The organism is Vibrio nigripulchritudo (genome assembly GCF_027924785.1).
Lineage (GTDB): Bacteria > Pseudomonadota > Gammaproteobacteria > Enterobacterales > Vibrionaceae > Vibrio > Vibrio nigripulchritudo.
This window is the reverse complement of sequence record NZ_AP027050.1, coordinates 204,275-221,208: the sequence shown is the minus strand read 5'-3', so window position 1 is coordinate 221,208 and position 16,934 is coordinate 204,275. Positions and strand designations below refer to the sequence as shown.

At 44.9% G+C, this 16,934-nt stretch carries 14 protein-coding genes; 6 read left to right on the top strand and 8 right to left on the bottom strand.

Annotated elements, in window-relative coordinates; translation table 11 throughout:
• The first annotated feature begins 23 nt into the window (after window positions 1-23).
• The 3 genes from QMG91_RS19320 to QMG91_RS19310 all read left to right on the top strand — a co-directional run bounded on the left by QMG91_RS19320 (window position 24) and on the right by QMG91_RS19310 (window position 4,248).
• Window positions 24-1,724: a hypothetical protein gene (locus QMG91_RS19320; protein ID WP_281831538.1), complete on the top strand. Its 1,701-nt coding sequence runs from the start codon at window positions 24-26 to the stop codon at window positions 1,722-1,724.
• A complete protein-coding gene (locus tag QMG91_RS19315) occupies window positions 1,721-2,455 on the top strand; it encodes a DUF3726 domain-containing protein (RefSeq protein WP_281831537.1) in 735 nt (244 codons plus the stop codon). Before QMG91_RS19320 ends, QMG91_RS19315 begins: the two co-directional genes overlap by 4 nt.
• A 365-nt stretch (window positions 2,456-2,820) precedes the next feature.
• On the top strand, window positions 2,821-4,248 hold the full coding sequence (locus QMG91_RS19310; RefSeq protein ID WP_281831536.1) for an OprD family outer membrane porin: 1,428 nt from the start codon (window positions 2,821-2,823) through the stop codon (window positions 4,246-4,248).
• A 71-nt stretch (window positions 4,249-4,319) separates the two neighbouring features.
• Here the strand turns inward: QMG91_RS19310 and QMG91_RS19305 are convergent, their stop codons facing one another.
• On the bottom strand, window positions 4,320-5,204 hold the full coding sequence (locus tag QMG91_RS19305; protein WP_281831535.1) for a LysR family transcriptional regulator: 885 nt from the start codon (window positions 5,202-5,204) through the stop codon (window positions 4,320-4,322).
• 98 nt (window positions 5,205-5,302) lie between these two features.
• Here QMG91_RS19305 and QMG91_RS19300 point away from each other — a divergent pair, with 98 nt between their 5' ends.
• Window positions 5,303-6,670, top strand: coding sequence for an MATE family efflux transporter (locus tag QMG91_RS19300; RefSeq protein ID WP_281831534.1), 1,368 nt, complete (start codon window positions 5,303-5,305; stop codon window positions 6,668-6,670).
• A 25-nt stretch (window positions 6,671-6,695) separates the two neighbouring features.
• Here the strand turns inward: QMG91_RS19300 and QMG91_RS19295 are convergent, their stop codons facing one another.
• Window positions 6,696-7,550: an AraC family transcriptional regulator gene (locus QMG91_RS19295; RefSeq protein WP_281831533.1), complete on the bottom strand. Its 855-nt coding sequence runs from the start codon at window positions 7,548-7,550 to the stop codon at window positions 6,696-6,698.
• A 141-nt stretch (window positions 7,551-7,691) separates the two neighbouring features.
• On the bottom strand, window positions 7,692-8,237 hold the full coding sequence (locus QMG91_RS19290) for a hypothetical protein (protein WP_281831532.1): 546 nt from the start codon (window positions 8,235-8,237) through the stop codon (window positions 7,692-7,694).
• 360 nt (window positions 8,238-8,597) lie between these two features.
• Here QMG91_RS19290 and QMG91_RS19285 point away from each other — a divergent pair, with 360 nt between their 5' ends.
• Together QMG91_RS19285 and QMG91_RS19280 are read left to right on the top strand one after the other, a co-directional pair.
• Window positions 8,598-9,290 (top strand): response regulator transcription factor, encoded by a 693-nt coding sequence (locus tag QMG91_RS19285; RefSeq protein WP_281831531.1) that lies wholly within the window; start codon window positions 8,598-8,600, stop codon window positions 9,288-9,290.
• A gap of 13 nt (window positions 9,291-9,303) precedes the next feature.
• Complete coding sequence (locus QMG91_RS19280) at window positions 9,304-10,671, top strand: ATP-binding protein (protein WP_281831530.1); 1,368 nt, start codon at window positions 9,304-9,306, stop codon at window positions 10,669-10,671.
• A 44-nt stretch (window positions 10,672-10,715) separates the two neighbouring features.
• Here QMG91_RS19280 and QMG91_RS19275 read toward each other — a convergent pair whose 3' ends face one another.
• From QMG91_RS19275 to QMG91_RS19255, 5 genes are all read right to left on the bottom strand, one after another.
• Window positions 10,716-12,053, bottom strand: a complete 1,338-nt coding sequence (locus tag QMG91_RS19275) for an MATE family efflux transporter (RefSeq protein ID WP_281870316.1) — start codon at window positions 12,051-12,053, stop codon at window positions 10,716-10,718.
• A 14-nt stretch (window positions 12,054-12,067) separates the two neighbouring features.
• Complete coding sequence (locus QMG91_RS19270; RefSeq protein WP_045965494.1) at window positions 12,068-12,940, bottom strand: GNAT family protein; 873 nt, start codon at window positions 12,938-12,940, stop codon at window positions 12,068-12,070.
• Between the two features lie 452 nt (window positions 12,941-13,392).
• Window positions 13,393-13,635: a glutaredoxin family protein gene (locus QMG91_RS19265; RefSeq protein WP_004403296.1), complete on the bottom strand. Its 243-nt coding sequence runs from the start codon at window positions 13,633-13,635 to the stop codon at window positions 13,393-13,395.
• A gap of 12 nt (window positions 13,636-13,647) precedes the next feature.
• Window positions 13,648-14,580 carry a ribonucleotide-diphosphate reductase subunit beta gene (locus QMG91_RS19260; protein WP_004403294.1) on the bottom strand — a complete coding sequence of 311 codons (933 nt, stop codon included), beginning with the start codon at window positions 14,578-14,580 and terminating at the stop codon, window positions 13,648-13,650.
• A 65-nt stretch (window positions 14,581-14,645) separates the two neighbouring features.
• On the bottom strand, window positions 14,646-16,901 hold the full coding sequence (locus QMG91_RS19255) for a ribonucleoside-diphosphate reductase subunit alpha (protein ID WP_045965492.1): 2,256 nt from the start codon (window positions 16,899-16,901) through the stop codon (window positions 14,646-14,648).
• Between the last annotated feature and the right edge of the window lie 33 nt (window positions 16,902-16,934).

The window sequence follows — 16,934 nt, the reverse complement described above, 5'->3', positions numbered from 1 at the left end:
ATAACAATATGGTGGTGAGCAAAATGGATGCACATCGTTCTACACACCTTTCTGCCCTATATCGTAATCCGGATGTCGTCATGGCGCCTGACCGTTTAGGTGCCATGCATCAAACGCGGATCAGTTTTGCCAGGACATTGATCCGAAAAATGGCAAAACAGAAATGGCGCATAAAGAGGCACTTATGGGAGCTTTGCCCACAAGGTTTTGGTCACGTCGTTTACCAGCTCAGGACGCCAGAAAATGTCTATCATTTAGTGGTTTTCTGTACCGAAATTAAAAACGACGAGCGCAACGACCGGGTGATCGCCGAGAAATGGGATGTCACTTTTGCTTTAGTGCATGGAGACGTTTCACAAGTACTGTTAAAAAGGCTTAGGGAAAACGTACCTTTGCAGGAAGCAGGTCGTAACCCTAACAACGTGTTGGTCTTAGCACGCGCCAATAAAAGCATGCGAGTGTTCGAACACGTTGTTTCACAGCTGGCAAATGGCTTGCAGCCAGAGCTAACTGAGTTGGCAGAAGTTGGCTACATTTTACGAACCACCGCGGTTTACGGGAACGGAAAATTCGGCATTGCTGATTTCAAACGGCTCGAAAATAACCCGGATTTTAAGCAGTCTTTCAGCGCTCAGATGTGTGCGGTTTACATGTTGCGAGAATTCAGCATCGACTGGGTACACTATCTGGCTAAATTGCAGGGTGGAGATAAGTTCGTAGAGCTTGAGCGCTCTCTTCAACGCTACCTCGGGGTTGGAAATGCAACAGGTCTGGGCATGGCTCCATACCTGATTAACCACCCATGTATTGTCGACCAATGGCTAACCGCGCGAGAATCGGCGCTGGCGGAAGTATTGTGTCAGACACCTGATTCTAAAAGTAAGAAACAGCTTATTCGGTTACTGAACAAAGCCATTTGCCACTTAGAGCAAGTTGTCACGATTGATGTGCTTCAGCACGACATGAACACCACAGCAGCTCAGGAACTCAGAAAGCTTATCTTCAGTATCGATTCCCCCTCTGTCAGCAATCAAAGCTGGGGACAATTTCTTGAAGACAGCAGTCATCTGAGTCTGGAAGCTCAAGAGTGCTTAATTAGCTGCCTGATGGAGGTTTACCCAGAAAAAGTCGATGTATTTCAAGACCAAATGAATTGCGATGAGTCTTTGAATCTGGAGGGAGGAAAAACCGTTCAGCAGTTTATTGACCTTCTGAAAACACGCTATCGATGGGCGATTGCCCCTGATTACTCGCAACGCAATAACAATTACTGGTTTTGGTATCGGTCGCAAGACAAGGAAGAGCCGAGGCTCGGTATTCGAGGTGAAGAACCAGGTCAGGAAAAAGAACTGCCGCTTGATATAGGACGGCAAGTAAACAAACTCTACTACGCCTTAGGGTCGGAAAACCCAACCATCTCGATGGCGGAGTTTTCACTTAAGCACCCCGAGCACCGCATGATTGCCCGCCGAGTTTGCACGTTAGGGAAAAAAGTGATGGGTGACATTCAAATGAATGTGTTGCACAAGGACGCATTACCGATGCACTTACTTCGCTGTAAATTGGCCATATTTGGCGCTACCAAGTTTGACCCGAGGTCTGATCGCTGGGTAAGAGTCACTTTTTTTCAAGGCGCACCACTTACTGATGAAATTAGCGAAGATGAATGGATTTTCCCGACTTTGCCGTCGCTAAGCTTAAGTACTGGAGGCGAAGACTTATGATCGTTTCTCATAATGAGCTGTCTACGACCGTCACCAAAGCATTTCTGGGAATGCGGAAAAACTGTGGCGAAGCCGATATCATTGCCAACATGGTCGTGGATCTGCAAATGGCTGGGTTGAATGGTATTAAGCATTTCAACAACGGCAGCCGATTCATGCACAAAGAGAAAGACAGCCCTGTTGATGTATGTGAGGCTGGCAACAATAACCTTAGTTTTGATCTTCACGGTTCAAGCCTTGCCTGTCACTTACCTGCGGTGCTGGATTTTGCACTACAGAAAATGGTCAAACATCGACAAATTACGCTGAGGTTAACCCGATGCCACAATCGCTGGCTCGCCTACAGCGAGTTGGTCAAGCTGTCTTCCAAAGGCATTGCATGCAAAGCGTATTGGGAAAATGGCTCTGACCCCAAAAAGGTGTTGCTGATTTTGAATAAAGGACGAATTTCGCCGGAACTGTTTTTCTCTAAGCAGGTGTCAGCGGATTCGAGTCTGATTCATGATATGACTGTTGTGCTCTCTATTGATGACTTCGACTTTTCGGATATAGCTGAAGAGTACGATATTCATATCTCAGCAAGGCAACTGTCTCGCTCACAAAAAACGGCTTGGGAACAAGGCATAGAAGTTGACGAGCAAGAGTGGCAAATGCTGAAACAATCGGCGAAAGAGATTTTGGTCGAAAATAGTGAACAGTCGAAGCTCGGCGCTGGAGAACCCGTCACTTAGCTCTGCAATACCATCTATGCATCAAGGTCTAAGACCAGCAATCTGGCTGGTCTTTATTGATAGAAATCACAAAAAACCGCCCAATTCCACTTTTGATGAAAAGTGATGTGACTCACTCTCCACCTTCTTCATAATTGCGCCAGACCTAAATAATTACTTTATTTTTTCAAACAGTTACCAAAATTTTTCATATCTATAATCGCGCATCAATTAGATTGTGATCGACTTCTAATCCCAGTATCTAACTATGATCGAGATCTTACGAAACATAAATAAAACACCATTTCTATTTTAAAATAACAGCGTTTTTATATCATATCCCTGTGACTCATTCACAAAAAAATCAATAACTGATGGATATGGTTATGAACACACAGAACAAAACTCCCCTTTCCCTACTCAGTGCCTCTATTTTGGTTGCAATGGCGGCATTCCCTGTACACGCAGACGATAACGATCCTAACGACGTCCTTAATCAAAGTGCCGCGGCACTCGATCTGGCAGACGAAGCGAAGCAGGCTTTCTATGAAGAGTCGACATCCAAACTTCATTCTTTCCTGTACATTCGAGATCGTCAGCAAAAAAATGCCTCTGATGAATACGTCCCTAATATTGAAAACCAGACGCTACAACTAGCGTGGGATTACCGCTCTGGTTACTTCAAAGACACCATTGGTTTTGATATTTGGGCAAACACCAACTTGCAAGTTGGCGACACAACTGGCATGTCCGAGATTCTGTACTATGACCACACCTGTGAAGGCAATCCGTCGTATGACGGAAAAGCGTGCGAAAAATCTTATGTCGCAGTGCCCGTTGCTTCACTAAAAGCAAAATTTGGTGATGACGAAACCGGTGTCGCGTTGCGTGGTGGTTACACCCGAATCAACATTGGTACCATTCGTTCTAGCTGGGGGCTTAACCCTCATGCCTACCGTGGTGTCGAAGCCAAAGCGCATTTTGGTGATTTTGTCGTAGGCTATGCCATTGCCGATAAATTCAAAAATGACTGGCGTAAAAACTTTCACGACATGACAACCACCTGGCACCAGAATCAAGACCCGACTGGCAAGCAAGGTAAGATCATCGACTACATTCATACCGTTGGTGGTATCTACAAGTTTGATGGCGGTCAGATCGACTTAGGCTACGGTGAAGGTAAAGATTACCGCACCAACTGGCAGGTTCTGGGTAAATACGGCTTTGATTTGGGCAACGCTAAAGTCAACCTGACCGGTTTCTACCACGGCAGTATCCGCGCCGAAACTGAGCTGACAGGTCTTAAAGATCAGGAAGCACAAAGCTACGTCGGTGTTGGCGCTAATATTAAAAGCGGCAACTTCACCTGGATCGCAGGCTTAAGTGCAACGGATACAAAAGGTCAGGAAGGCACTTATAACTTCCGTCTGACACCTTGGGCGAACTCCGACAACCGTAATTTCCAGCAGACCACTTCTCAGCTTGAAGACTACAACGTAGATGGCACACGAGCAGTGAAGCTTGCGATGAACTATAACTTCGCAGACTTTGGTGTACCGGGGCTAACCGCTGGTGTAGGCGCTAACTACGGTACGAATGTCATGTCTGATTTCGCTAAGAAAGAATACGACGCGACGATGAAATCACTGGACTGGAACATTGGCTACAAGTTCCTGGAAGGTGGGCTTAAGGGCTTGAACGTTCGTATGTTCCACGGTTACTACGATCACGGAGACTCCATTTCTCGTGGTCCGAAAAACAATGACCGCACAGACGTGAAACTGCTTATCTCGTACAGTGTGAACCTGAAATAATATCTATAGCTGCCTTTTATGCCCTGCATGGTTTCCCGCATGCAGGGTATTTTTGGTTTCTTATTGTTGCTCTATTCGTTCTTTTCCAACAGCTCCTTCAGTTCTGTCATCAACCAGGTTCTTACTTCACTGTCTGGGCTGTCGGTGCGTTTAACCAACCCAATTTCTACCATCACTTCAGAGAAAGAATCTCTGCACTCCAGCACTTTAACCTGACCTGTAAACCAAGATGTATCCGCAATGTGTTTAGGAACAATTGCCCACCCCTGATTGTGTGCGACCAAATCGCAAATCAGGTAATAGCTGTCGATATACCAATGGTTTGGCGTTAACGCTTTATCTCCCCCTTCGCCCGCCCGATCACAGATAACAAGCTGGCGATCTCCGTGAAGTTCCGCCAATGACACTTCTTTTCGATTGGCGAGCGGGTGCGCTTCTCCAACAACCAGCACTTTTTCAAAGTACCCAATGGATTGAAAATCGACACCTCTGGGCAGCTCGGCATGTCGGAACATGAGCCCGATATCGGCTTTCTCTTCGGCAATAGCCGCTGAAATATCGTCTCGAGAACCATTGGTAATCGTGAGTTTGAGATCCGGAAAGCGTTCGCCAAGTGTTGTAAATATGGAATGCGCAGCATCCAGCGGAATGGCTTCGTCTACTGACAATTTGAGCGAAATCGGTTCCCCTGATGAGGCGGTTAATGCCCGGCTGTTCAGCCTGTGGCACTGGTGCAGCAAAGCTTCGGCATCCACCAACATCTGCTTACCAAGTGGCGTAATCACAGGAAATCGGGAAGAACGATCAAATAAATCGAACCCAAGATCCGCTTCCAGGTTTGCTATCGCACTGCTAATACGCGACTGAGCTTTTCCTAACTTTCTTGCAGCAGCGGAAAATGACCCGCTTTGCGCCGACACTACAAAAGCTTCAATTTGATCCAGAGTCCAGTTCATTGCATTTATCCATCCGAAAAACGGATAGATAATAACTTTTATCTATCCAATCAAACAATACAATGGTCAGAATAAATTGAATAATCGAGCACGTGATCATGTCTGAAGTCACCATTTCCAACACCAGCCAATCGGTAAGCAAAACCTTCTGGCGCTATGCTATTCCATCTATTCTGGCCATGGTGGTGAACGGTCTTTACCTGGTCATTGACGGCATCTTTGTCGGTCACTACGTGGGATCAGATGGGCTCGCCGGCATCAATATGGTGATTCCAGTGGTTGCCATTATCACCGGTATTGGGGTGCTTATCGGCATGGGAGGCGGGAGTATAGTTTCGCAATTTCGGGGAGAAGGTAAGCTCGCCGATGCGGATCATACTCTAAAGACTGGTTTATGGATGATTCTGGTGACAGGAACACTGGGCTCATTATTTCTTTATTCTGTTTCTGGATGGGCACTGGAGATTCAGGGCGCTTATGGGGACCCCAAACAGTTCGCAATTGAATGCCTGAATATATTTACAATCGGAGCATCGCTCACTATCGCTTCCAGCGCGCTTCCAATGTTAGTCCGAAACGACGACAGCCCGAACATTTCCACGGCGTTTATTTTAATCGGAGCACTCACGAATATCGCGCTGGACTACCTGTTTCTGGCGCATCTTGGTCTGGGGCTGAAAGGGGCCGCCATTGCCACATTAATAGCTCAGGCTGTCACAACACTATTAAGCCTTGGGTACTTTCTGAGTAAGTATTCTGAAGCCAATGTATTTGGTGGTCAGTTTAAGTGGAAGTTGGTCTGGCGCACCACCGAGCTTGGCGCATCAACCTTAGTCATGTTCGTTTACTTTGGTTTTGTCATGGCTCTGCATAACAAGTTGTTCATGTACTATGGCGATTCAACCCACGTTGCTGCTTTTGCCATCGTCGGGTACATCGCCAGTATTTACTATTACTTTACTGAAGGCATTGCCAACGGCATGCAGCCCCCAGTGAGTTTTTACTTTGGCGCGAAGCAGTTTAGTAAAATTAAAGATACCGTTAAGCTTGCACTCTCGGTTTCGGTTGGTTTGGGTATTGTCGTCACTATCCTGCTGAACATCTTCCCCGAAGCTGCGATTTCGCTATTCACTACTGAAAACCCAGCATTGACCTCTGCCACCAAGCAAGGTGTGCAATTGCATTTATTGGGGATATGTCTGGATGGTTTCCTATTTGCCGCTTCTGTTTACTTTATGGCAATAGGTATGGGAGGAAAGGCACTATTCGTCTCAGCGGGAAATATGATTGTACAGCTCCCGTTTCTGCTGGTTTTGCCCCAGCACTTTGGAGTAGAAGGAATATGGCTTTCTGTGCCATTGTCCAATTTAACTCTCACACTCGTAGTGTTGCCCATGGTCATCAGCAGTTTGCGCAAACTCCGAAGTGCTGAAATCGAAGGAGCTGATTCATTTCAGACCGTCTAAACAGAGCGGCGTTTGCCGCTCTGTTTTATTCGATGGGTAAGTAAACGTCTGTAACTAGTTCATGTTCATCCACTTCAGGAAAGAAATTCTGATAATGGAAAAAGCACGGGAAACCTCGCAGTGTTTCACCGCTTTCAGGTAGCCAAGTTCCGTAAAGGTAGATAACCTTTTTATCGAGCTCATCATGAGAACCAATATGGCGAACAACAGCTACTCTTCCTTCCGGAATTTCTTTGTTCACAACACCATGAGAATTTGCAGGAACGGCTTGATGAACTTCGCCACAAATATCAAATCGAAACTTACTCGGCTCGGTTTCTGCAGGGTCATCGTAAATCAAACCAAAAGTCCGGCGACTGCTTACTGGCGATAAACCTGTCGACTTCCGCCAATCGATAAATTTCATAGCTGAGTGATTAACTTGTGGAGCGGGACCGCGATGCTCAAATACCGCAATTAAGGTTCTCTCAAATTTTTGAATGTCTACTTTCATTTTCTCCTCCTGTCGCCTTGTTGGCTTCAAGAATGTCTGGTGCAACTTCTGCCAATCCGGTTGTTTGCGAAAATCACGAGGGGATTGACCGAATTCCTTTTTGAAAGCACGAGAAAACGACTCAGAAAATTCAAACTGTGCGTCTAAGGCAATGTCTGTCACACTCTTTTCGGGATGAAAGCCAAGCTGATACGCCGCTCTTTTTAGTCTGAGCTGCGTGATGTAACGTGCGACATTGACTCCAACATAAGCCCGAAACTGACGATGAAAATGAAATTCAGAAAAATGCGCTACCTGACTAAGTTCAGAAACCGTTAGTATCTGATCCAGATGTTGATGTATGTAATCGCATGTCGCCTGCATTCGCGCATCGTATTGTGTGCTCAAAGTGTTCTCCTGTCCTTTCTCCGAAGAGTTTCACCGTTTTTTCAGAGCGATACCTGACCAATCTTGCTAAATAATAGCTAAACAACTTAACGTTTAATTGGTCAGATGGTAAAGAAAAGAACAAAAGATATTCAGAATGGATTACAGTCCCAAAACATACTCAATTTTTTTAATTTTGCCTTTTTCATCCGTTACTACCTTGTAACCAGATAAGTCATCAAAGAACTCACCCGTAATCAGCTTCCAGCTATCTTTGTCCTTGATTGCCTTCTTTTCTACGCCTTGATCAAAATGGCTGCCTGACGCAAATAAAGTGTCCAAAGCCTCAAGTAGGTATTCGGCATCCTCTTGGGTATTCAGGCGAAAATCAGATTTCAGGCACCCAGAAACATCTGGCATAACCTGAGTTGAAGTTGGAGTAATCAGCTCTTCTAGCTGTCCGTTGAGAGAGAAGAATTTATGATCACCGAACGAAGATTCTCCATCTCGGTGCTTTAGTACTGGGGTAGCAGAATAGAAAGAGCAGGAAAACACGTGACGAACGGCAATACCCTTCACTGTTTTCACTTCTACATGCATCCAATCCATCACTTTTTTCTCGATAATGTTTTTTTCATTATCTGCCGCAAATGTAGAAAAACTGCCTATTGTAAAAATCAGTGGAAGTAATGAGAATTTCAGTTTCATCGCTGGAATTTCCTTGTGTAATGAGCGCAAACTGAAAGCATAGCTACCCGCAATACATGAATCACTAAAGATAAAGAATACGATATACATCTCTATCGATTTTGTAAGGACAAGTAACACCAATCCCATCGAAACGTAATTTATGTCATTTCGTAAATTTCACTAGAAAACACTGACAAGAAATCGATTGCATCTTTTTTACAGCATGAAATATAGTCAAATGTATAATTGGGTTCTTGAATGTAAGACAGTGTAAGAGATTTCGAGTTTACAACGAGAAAAATATTTTCCTTCTCACTATTGCGATACAATTCACATTCTATATACTTGCCCCGGAATGCATAACAACGCCATATCAAGATGCCAAATTGTAGAATTTTATTGGTTGAAGATGATAAGGAAATATCTCGCCTGACTAAGATGTACCTTGAAGCTGAAGGCTACGAGGTTGACGCTATCTGCGACGGTTCGGACGCTGTCGACGCGGTAAAAAATACTCATCCCGATCTTGTTATTCTAGACCTGATGCTTCCTGGAAAAGATGGTGCCACCATTTGTCAGGAAGTCCGAGAGTTTTATGATGGAATGATCGTTGTTCTCACCGCTTCTGAAGATGAGCTCACCGAAGTAAGTCTATTTAAGTTTGGAGCAGACGACTATTTAACCAAACCCGTCCGGGGTCATATTCTGGTTGCTCGAATCGAGGCGCTGCTTCGTCGTTATAAGAAATCGCAACCTACCACTGATCCTCTGTCTCTTTCTAAATATGGCATTACCCTTTGCCTTACTCGAAAAATCGCCTGTTACCACGAAAATAAACTCAATCTTACGGCATCAGAGTTCGATATCCTGCACCTGTTGATGGAAAACTCAGACAAGCCAGTTTCCCGAGAAATATTTTGCCAGTCTGCACGTGGCATCGAGTACAACTTTAATGACCGCTCCATCGACATGCGGGTGTCAGGGCTCAGGAAAAAGTTCTCTCAGGCGAATGTTTCGTCAGCATTTATCAAAACCGTACGAAATCAAGGCTATATGCTGACTCATGTTTAAGGTTCTCAATTCGATGTTTACCCGGCTTTATTTAGGCATCATTGCCGGGCTGGGTTTAACAATTATGGTCTTCATGCATCTGGGTGAAGGGTATATGCATCGAACGGATGTAGAGATATTTCTCAACGATGCTAATTTCTTTCTCAATCAGTACATCGAAGAAAAAGGCGACCCAAACTCGCTGTATAAAGAGCTGGAACGCACGGGAGAACAACGTTTTTACATCTTTGACTTAGCCTTAATCAAAGACTGGGATGAAAGTGCTCCCTGCGCTGAATGTGAATTCATGTTCTACATGAAAGGACTCCCCGTTTACCTCATCAATGGCTGTCACTTTGCCGTTGTCATGCCTATTCCCAATTCAAATTACAGTTTCTTCTTTGGCGAGCATGGTGAGTTCTTCGAACCCCAATTTGAATGGTATGAGGATTCGGAAATCCATTTTGTTCTGGCTTTATTGGCAACGCTAGTCGTGAGTTTAGCTGCTCTGATTTACGTGCCAGTGAGAAAGATTCAGATACAAATCAACCAACTACTGGCTGACCAGAGAAAGTTTGGACAAGGCAGCCTTTCCACCAGAACAACTGCCCATTATTCTCAGCCTATTCGCGAGCTGGCGAATGGTTTTAACGGTATGGCGGAAGACATTGAAAGCCGGGTGAAACAAAGCCAGATCTTCACTCAGGCAATCCCACATGAAATTCGAACACCTCTGAGCCGAATTCAGATGGCGTCAGACCTCGCAAGAATCCAGACTCCGGTTCAGGATCGGGCAATATTCAACAACATTGATCACTACGTCGAAGACATCAAAGATCTGTCGACACACATCGTTCAGTTATCCAAGCTGAATGTTTCCGGCTATGCCGAAATACAGCAGAAATCTTCCAGCATCTACATTTCTGATTTTTGTCAGGAACGTCTGAACAAAATCACCCAGCGCAATGGGGAGTTTGTCGTTAACTGTATTTCAGAAAACACCATCTTGCATGCCGATGAAACACTCTGCCAACTGGTAATCGACAACTTCATTACCAATGCAAATCGTTATGGCAACGGAAAAGTAAGGCTTAGCCTAACTTGCTTTAAAACCCATTGGGCAATTGATGTGGAAGACAATGGACCCGGAATTCCAGAAGACAAGCGCAAAGAGATATTCATGGCGTTTGCCCGACTGGATAAAAGCCGCAATTCTGCCAGTGGCGGTTTCGGCTTAGGTCTGGCGATTGCAGCCAGCGCTGCGAAATCACTTAAATGGACAATTTCTGTTGATGATAGTGAATTGGGTGGTGCCAGATTCACTGTACTGATTCCCGTTTCCCCCGAGAAGCCATTGCCCAAAGAAATTGAAACCTATCAATTTGACACAGAAACAATCTGATTTTACGAATTGAAAAGAAAGCGTACCGCACCGGTACGCTTTTTTTATGCAAGTTTCACCAACCACTTGTGCTGACGAATTCTAAACATCGCTGGGAACAGTTTGGCAAACTCTTCCATCTGCACAAACAAATAGACCCAGTGCACTGGTAAAGCCAACCACAATCCTAAAGCAACAGCGGTTGGAATTGCGATGATCCACTGACAAACAAAATCGAGCTTCACTACAAATTTGGTTTCTCCACCACTCACGAGAATACCTGCCATCTGAACACTATTAATGGCTTTCAGCATCACAGTGATCGCGGTTAGCGGATACATGATCGACAGCATACCGACCACAGACTCACTCAGATGTTCATAGTATTGAATGACCCAGAATGAAGAACCAACAATGATGAAAGCTGCCAGTCCGCCAGACATAACCCCAAATGTCAGACCCAATTTGGCGACGTGCTTGGCGCGTTCAAACCTCTGTGCACCTAACTCTTTACCTACGAGAATACTGGTTGCCTGACCTACGCCAGAAACAAACGACAATGCGAGGAGTTCAAACGGAGTGATAATGGACATAACCACCAAAACGTCGGTACCCATATTGGCGTATATCACTTGAAACGCAAATACACCACCTACCCAAGCAAGCGATCCCAGCACCACGGGCCAGCATAAGCTGTAGATCTTCTTATAAGCTTCAAGGTTAAAGGAGGAATAAACTTCCCTAAGCCCTACTTTTAGCCTTGGCTCGAACCCGTACATTGCCAACAGAAGCAGCAGAAAACGTAGCCCCCTAGCGATGATCGAGCCAATGGCGGCACCTTCTATTCCTAATTTAGGTGCACCGTAAGCCCCAAATATCAGCAGATAGTTCAAGAGAATATTCAGTGCCACTTCAAAGCAGTAGCTGTAGAGAACTAGATTCACTCTTCCTAAAGAACGAAAGGCAAAATCTTGAATGGTGGTCAGACCCGTCAGGATGATGACAACTGCCATCAGGGAAATGTAACCACTCGATAGTTCCAATATGCTTTCGTCCTTGGAAAACAACCTCGCCAGCATCTCAGGTATGGTAAAGAAAAGGCAGGCAAAGCTTAAAGCACAACCAAGAATGATCAGCGACCCTCGAACAATGTTACGACGATACTCAGTATCGGCTCGCTCAGACTGCTGATTCCAAATAATGGCAACACCAGTCGATGAAGCCGACACAAAGAAAGCACTGAACCACAGCCACCTGGCTCCGATTCCCGCAGCTGCTGCTTCTGTTTCACCAAGCTGACTGATCATAAATGAATCGACAAAGCCCAATGATGACATAACAACGTTGTACAGCGAGATCGGTATCGCGCACATTAAAAACGTTTTTTTACTAAATTGAGTCATGTAAATAAACTGGATTACAAACCAAATATTAAATTTTCTGAATGGAGAGAAATAAATGGAATATCAACATCTATACCAAACGTTACTCTCGGTTCTTTCATTTTAATCTGACTTTCCAAATTAATAAGGCAAACCGGTGTATCAGCCAAACTAATAACACAGTGCTCTGACTTGTCATGTTCTTTAATTAACTTAGAAATAGCAGGGATATGGCTTACAAAAAGATCTTCATGACCAAAGTAAACAATTTCACTGCATAGTTTGTCTTCCAACTTCACTTTTCTAGTTATTAAGAAGCAAACCTCTTCTTCGGACTTAATTAGAAACTGATTACACTCAAGATCCTCATGTGAAAAGTAGAGCGACTTTTCATAGTCACTGAGATGGCTTAAATCAAACTCATCAACATGCGCTTCAACTTGGGAAACGTCGTCTAAAACACCATCGACAATTTGAAACCCACCGGACTGCTCTCTTGCTTTGCACACTTTGCGGTATATAACATCGGCGACATCACTGGCAGACAAAGCCGTGAAAAGGACGTCGTCAAACTTGTTTAACTGTCTGAACAGCTTTAGTCCATATCCTCGATAGTCTGGGTGAGATACAGCGCAGGTGAGATTCACAGTCTGTACGGTATTACCTTCGCGTGTCACCCTCTCCTGAGGAATAAACCCCATGCATCCTACCAGCTTGCCGCCTGCACGGAGAGCCAGACCAGTGACCACGTCAGGTCCTTCCGGTTTGAACACCTTTTTCAAAAACTTTTCATCCACGTACCCCAAGTGAGGTGGACTGATCAATGGATATAATTCCTCGTAATCAGAAGAACGCAGATCATTAATTACAACTTCTTCAGAAACCAACTGAGTGTTTTCAGATTTCATAAAGCTTTCCCTATTTTAAAAGTAAACGAATCCCTTCAAAGCTCTTTATAAGCTTCAAACAAAAAATAAAAACAATAAGTTAATAAAAAGTTAATTCAGACTAATTTCAATATATTGGTTATTTACAGAATGAACATTGAAAATAAAAGAGCAGTGATAATAAACACAGGATTTGAAACAATGAACGGGTTTTAAATTATATATACTTTAAAGGGTTACCAAATGTGAGTGTTGTCACTCATACACTTTATAGAAATGAAATTGATATTTTTATTTTATTGACTGTTATGCAACTTTATAAATGACAATTGCATCAAAATAATATGTTTAAAAATAACAAGTTAGAAACACTTTAGGGACATAGGATAAATATTGGAAAAGAAAACAAAAAAAGTGGCTGTAAAAACAGCCACTTCTCTATGCTTGATTAAGTGAGAAATTTTAGGTTCTTTTTAAAAAGAAGTTTCCGCACTGAATGCAAGTTGGTTCTTTAGTGTTTCAAAATCACCAACAGGTTGCCCGTTTACACGAAATTGTGGGTAGCTTCTTGCCATTGGAAACAGTTCAAACAAGGTTTCTCTGTCGAAGTCGATGTCTAATTTAAGCTGACTCAGTTTTAACCCTTGCTGTGCAACCCAGCTGGCTGCAGTCACACATTGCGGGCAGTTGTCCTTGCTAAACATTTCAATTTGCATGTTCCACTCCTGTTAGAAATCGGCATCGAAAGCCAGTTGACGATCTTGCGGACGCTTGTATTCCGTCACGCGTTTTTCGAAGAAGTTTGTTTTGCCTTCCATGTCCAGAAGACGCATGTAATCAAATGGGTTCTCAGAGCCGAACACTTTGTCGAAACCAAACAGGCCAGCGATAACGTCTGCTGTGTGTTCGATGTACTGACACATCAGGTCAGCGTTCATTCCAATCAGGTCTACTGGCAGAGCTTCGGTTACGAACTCTTTCTCAATAGATACCGCTTCGCGACAGATTTCTTCAAATTCTGCTTGAGTCACTTTGCCCTGGCCTAGTGTTTTGAACAGCAAAGCAGAGAAGCTAAAGTGCAAACCTTCATCACGAGCAATCAAGTCATTACTTGCTGCCAGACCCGCCAGCAGACCACGTTTACGGAAGTAGTAAATCGCACAGAAGCTGCCCGCGAAGAACAACCCTTCTACCAGACCAAAAGCAATTAAACGCATTGGTAGCGGTTTGTCTGAAGAGATCCACTTCATCACCCACTGTGCTTTGCGTTTTACTGTAGGCACGTTGTCAATCGCATTGAACAGACGCTCACGTTCTTCCACATCAGGGATGTAGGTTTCAAGCTGAAGTGCATAAGTTTCTGCATGAATCACTTCGTTGAACGCTTGCAGTGCAAGGAAGCAGCGAGCTTCTGCAATTTCAATTTCACCGTAGAAACGCGTCAGCAGGTTTTCGTTGATCATGCCTTCACTCTGAGCAAAGAAAGCCAGAACGTGGCGAATGAAGTGTTGCTCACCTTCAGTCAGCTTTTGCAGATCAGGCAAATCTTGCGCAAAGTCGAGCTCTTCGGTTGTCCAGAATGCCGCTTCGTGGGTTTTGTATGCTTGCCAAATCTCTTCGTACTGAATTGGGAACAGGCTGAATTTGTTTTTTACGATCATGGGGTTGTCCTAATTTGCAGGCGGAGCATCGTCTCCGCCTAAATATCAATGTGCTGGAGCGTCAGTTATGCGCCGCAGCCTACGCACTCTTCATCTTCGTTGTTGCCAACGGTTACTTTCACCGCATTAGCAGAAGGCTTGGTACGCAAGTAGTACATGCCCGTCTTCAAACCGCGCTTCCAGGCATAGAAGTGCATGGCGTTGATTTGAGCAAAGGTAGGCGATGCCAGCCACAGGTTGAGGCTTTGTGACTGACAAACGTAAGGACCACGGTCAGCGGACATATCGATAATGACTTTCTGAGAAAGCTCCCAGATGGTGCGGTATACCGATTTCACATCTTCTGGAATCGCTTCAATCTCTTGCAGAGAACCGTTGTTCAAGATAATGGAATCACGAATTGCTGGCGTCCATAGCCCGCGCTCTTCCAACGCTGCTACTAGATGGCGATTCACAATGATGAACTCACCCGACAAAGTCTGACGCTTGTAGATGTTGCTGGTTTGCGCTTCGAACGCTTCGGTATTGCCCAGAATCTGAGCCGTGGAAGCCGTTGGCATTTGAGCAATCAATAGGGAGTTACGCAGACCGTGCTGTGAGACTTGCTCGCGAAGCGCGTTCCAGTCCCAGCGATCGCTTGGCTGCACATCCCAAAGGTCAAACTGGAAAGTCCCCTGACTTGCTGGCGAACCATCGTAGCTGCTGTAAGCACCAAGATCTCTTGCCAGCTCGCTAGAAGCTTCAAGGGACGCATGGTACATGGTTTCTGCGATTGCACGGTTAAGCTCGCGAGCTTCTTCGCTGTCGTAAGCAAGGTGCAGTTTGAAGAACACGTCTGCCAAGCCCTGAATACCCAATCCGACTGGACGGTGAGCGTGGTTAGAGACTTCAATCTTATCGGTTGGATGGTAGTTCACGTCGATAACACGATCTAAGTTCTTAATCGCGATCTTAGTAATCTCGTGCAGCTTATCGAAATCAAACTGACCATCGATAACACACTTAGGCAATGCCAGAGAAGCCAGGTTACACGCTGCAGTTTCTTCAGGAGTGGATACCTCCATGATTTCCGCACACAGGTTACTCGACTTAATCGTACCCAAGTTCTTCTGGTTCGATTTAATATTGCACGAATCTTTGTACAGCATGTACGGAGTACCCGTCTCTGCCTGAGATTCGATAATCTGAGTCATCAGGTTACGTGCTTTGATGGTCTTAATGCCCAGACCTTCGCGCTCGTACTTCTCGTACAGTGCAACGAAGTCATCACCGTATACATCAGACAATCCTTTCGCATTGTGCTCACTGAACAGCGTCCATTCGCCGTCCTGCTCTACACGCTCCATAAACAGATCAGGAACCCACAGTGACAGGAAGAGATCACGTGCACGGAATTCTTCTTTACCGTGGTTCTTACGCAGATCCAGGAAAGATTCAATGTCGGCATGCCAAGGTTCCAGATAGATGGCGAAAGAACCTTTACGTTTACCGCCACCCTGGTCAACGTAACGTGCGGTTTCGTTGAACACTTTCAGCATTGGAATGATGCCGTTAGAAATACCGTTGGTGCCGATGATAGGTGCGCCTGACGCGCGAATATTGTGAATGTGAAGACCGATACCACCAGCGGATTTAGAAATCAGTGCACAGTCTTTCAGCGTGTCGTAGATGCCGGAAATGGAGTCATCTTGCATCGCCAGTAGGAAACAAGAAGAAAGTTGCTGCATCTTACAACCCGCGTTAAACAGGGTTGGAGTCGCGTGGGTGTAGTAACCCAGGCTGAGCATGTCATACAGTTCTTTGATTTGTGCGACGTCTTCACCTGCAACAGCAATCGCTACACGCATGTACATGTCTTGCGGACGTTCTACGATGTTGCCATCAACTTTAAGCAGGTATGAACGTTCAAGAGTTTTGTAACCGAAGTAATCAAATTGGTAGTCACGACGATAGTCAATAAGTTCCGCGATTTCAGGACCTTGTCGGCGCACTTGTGCAACGTAGTCCTCGGAAAGAATGCCAATTTCAGAAAGCTGCTCTGTCGCCCATTGGAAGCCCTGTGTCTCCTTTTGCAAAGAACTGACCAAAACACGTGCTGCCAGCTTGGCGTAGTCAGGGTGCTCGGCGGCTAAACTTGCGGAGGTTTCCGCTAGGAAGACATCAATTTCTGTTACTTTGATGCCATCATACAAACCACTTACGACTTTCTGAGCCACTGCGATTGGCTCAACTTTTAGCCCGTCTGCCAGTGCTTCTGCTCTACGAGTCACTTTATCTAGGCTGGTCTTCTCTCTTCGACCGTCGCGTTTTATTACGTCCATAAACTCTATCTTGTACTCGGTTAAAAACTATAT

Excerpts from the sequence above, each read along its gene's own strand:
- QMG91_RS19320 (WP_281831538.1), top strand. The coding sequence starts at position 24 with ATGGATGCACATCGTTCTACACACCTTTCTGCCCTATATCGTAATCCG.
- QMG91_RS19270 (WP_045965494.1), bottom strand. The coding sequence starts at position 12,940 with ATGAAATCTGAAAACACTCAGTTGGTTTCTGAAGAAGTTGTAATTAAT.
- QMG91_RS19310 (WP_281831536.1), top strand. The coding sequence starts at position 2,821 with ATGAACACACAGAACAAAACTCCCCTTTCCCTACTCAGTGCCTCTATT.
- QMG91_RS19315 (WP_281831537.1), top strand. The coding sequence starts at position 1,721 with ATGATCGTTTCTCATAATGAGCTGTCTACGACCGTCACCAAAGCATTT.
- QMG91_RS19260 (WP_004403294.1), bottom strand. The coding sequence starts at position 14,580 with ATGATCGTAAAAAACAAATTCAGCCTGTTCCCAATTCAGTACGAAGAG.
- QMG91_RS19255 (WP_045965492.1), bottom strand. The coding sequence starts at position 16,901 with ATGGACGTAATAAAACGCGACGGTCGAAGAGAGAAGACCAGCCTAGAT.
- QMG91_RS19285 (WP_281831531.1), top strand. The coding sequence starts at position 8,598 with ATGCCAAATTGTAGAATTTTATTGGTTGAAGATGATAAGGAAATATCT.
- QMG91_RS19300 (WP_281831534.1), top strand. The coding sequence starts at position 5,303 with ATGTCTGAAGTCACCATTTCCAACACCAGCCAATCGGTAAGCAAAACC.
- QMG91_RS19290 (WP_281831532.1), bottom strand. The coding sequence starts at position 8,237 with ATGAAACTGAAATTCTCATTACTTCCACTGATTTTTACAATAGGCAGT.
- QMG91_RS19265 (WP_004403296.1), bottom strand. The coding sequence starts at position 13,635 with ATGCAAATTGAAATGTTTAGCAAGGACAACTGCCCGCAATGTGTGACT.
- QMG91_RS19280 (WP_281831530.1), top strand. The coding sequence starts at position 9,304 with ATGTTTACCCGGCTTTATTTAGGCATCATTGCCGGGCTGGGTTTAACA.
- QMG91_RS19305 (WP_281831535.1), bottom strand. The coding sequence starts at position 5,204 with ATGAACTGGACTCTGGATCAAATTGAAGCTTTTGTAGTGTCGGCGCAA.
- QMG91_RS19275 (WP_281870316.1), bottom strand. The coding sequence starts at position 12,053 with ATGACTCAATTTAGTAAAAAAACGTTTTTAATGTGCGCGATACCGATC.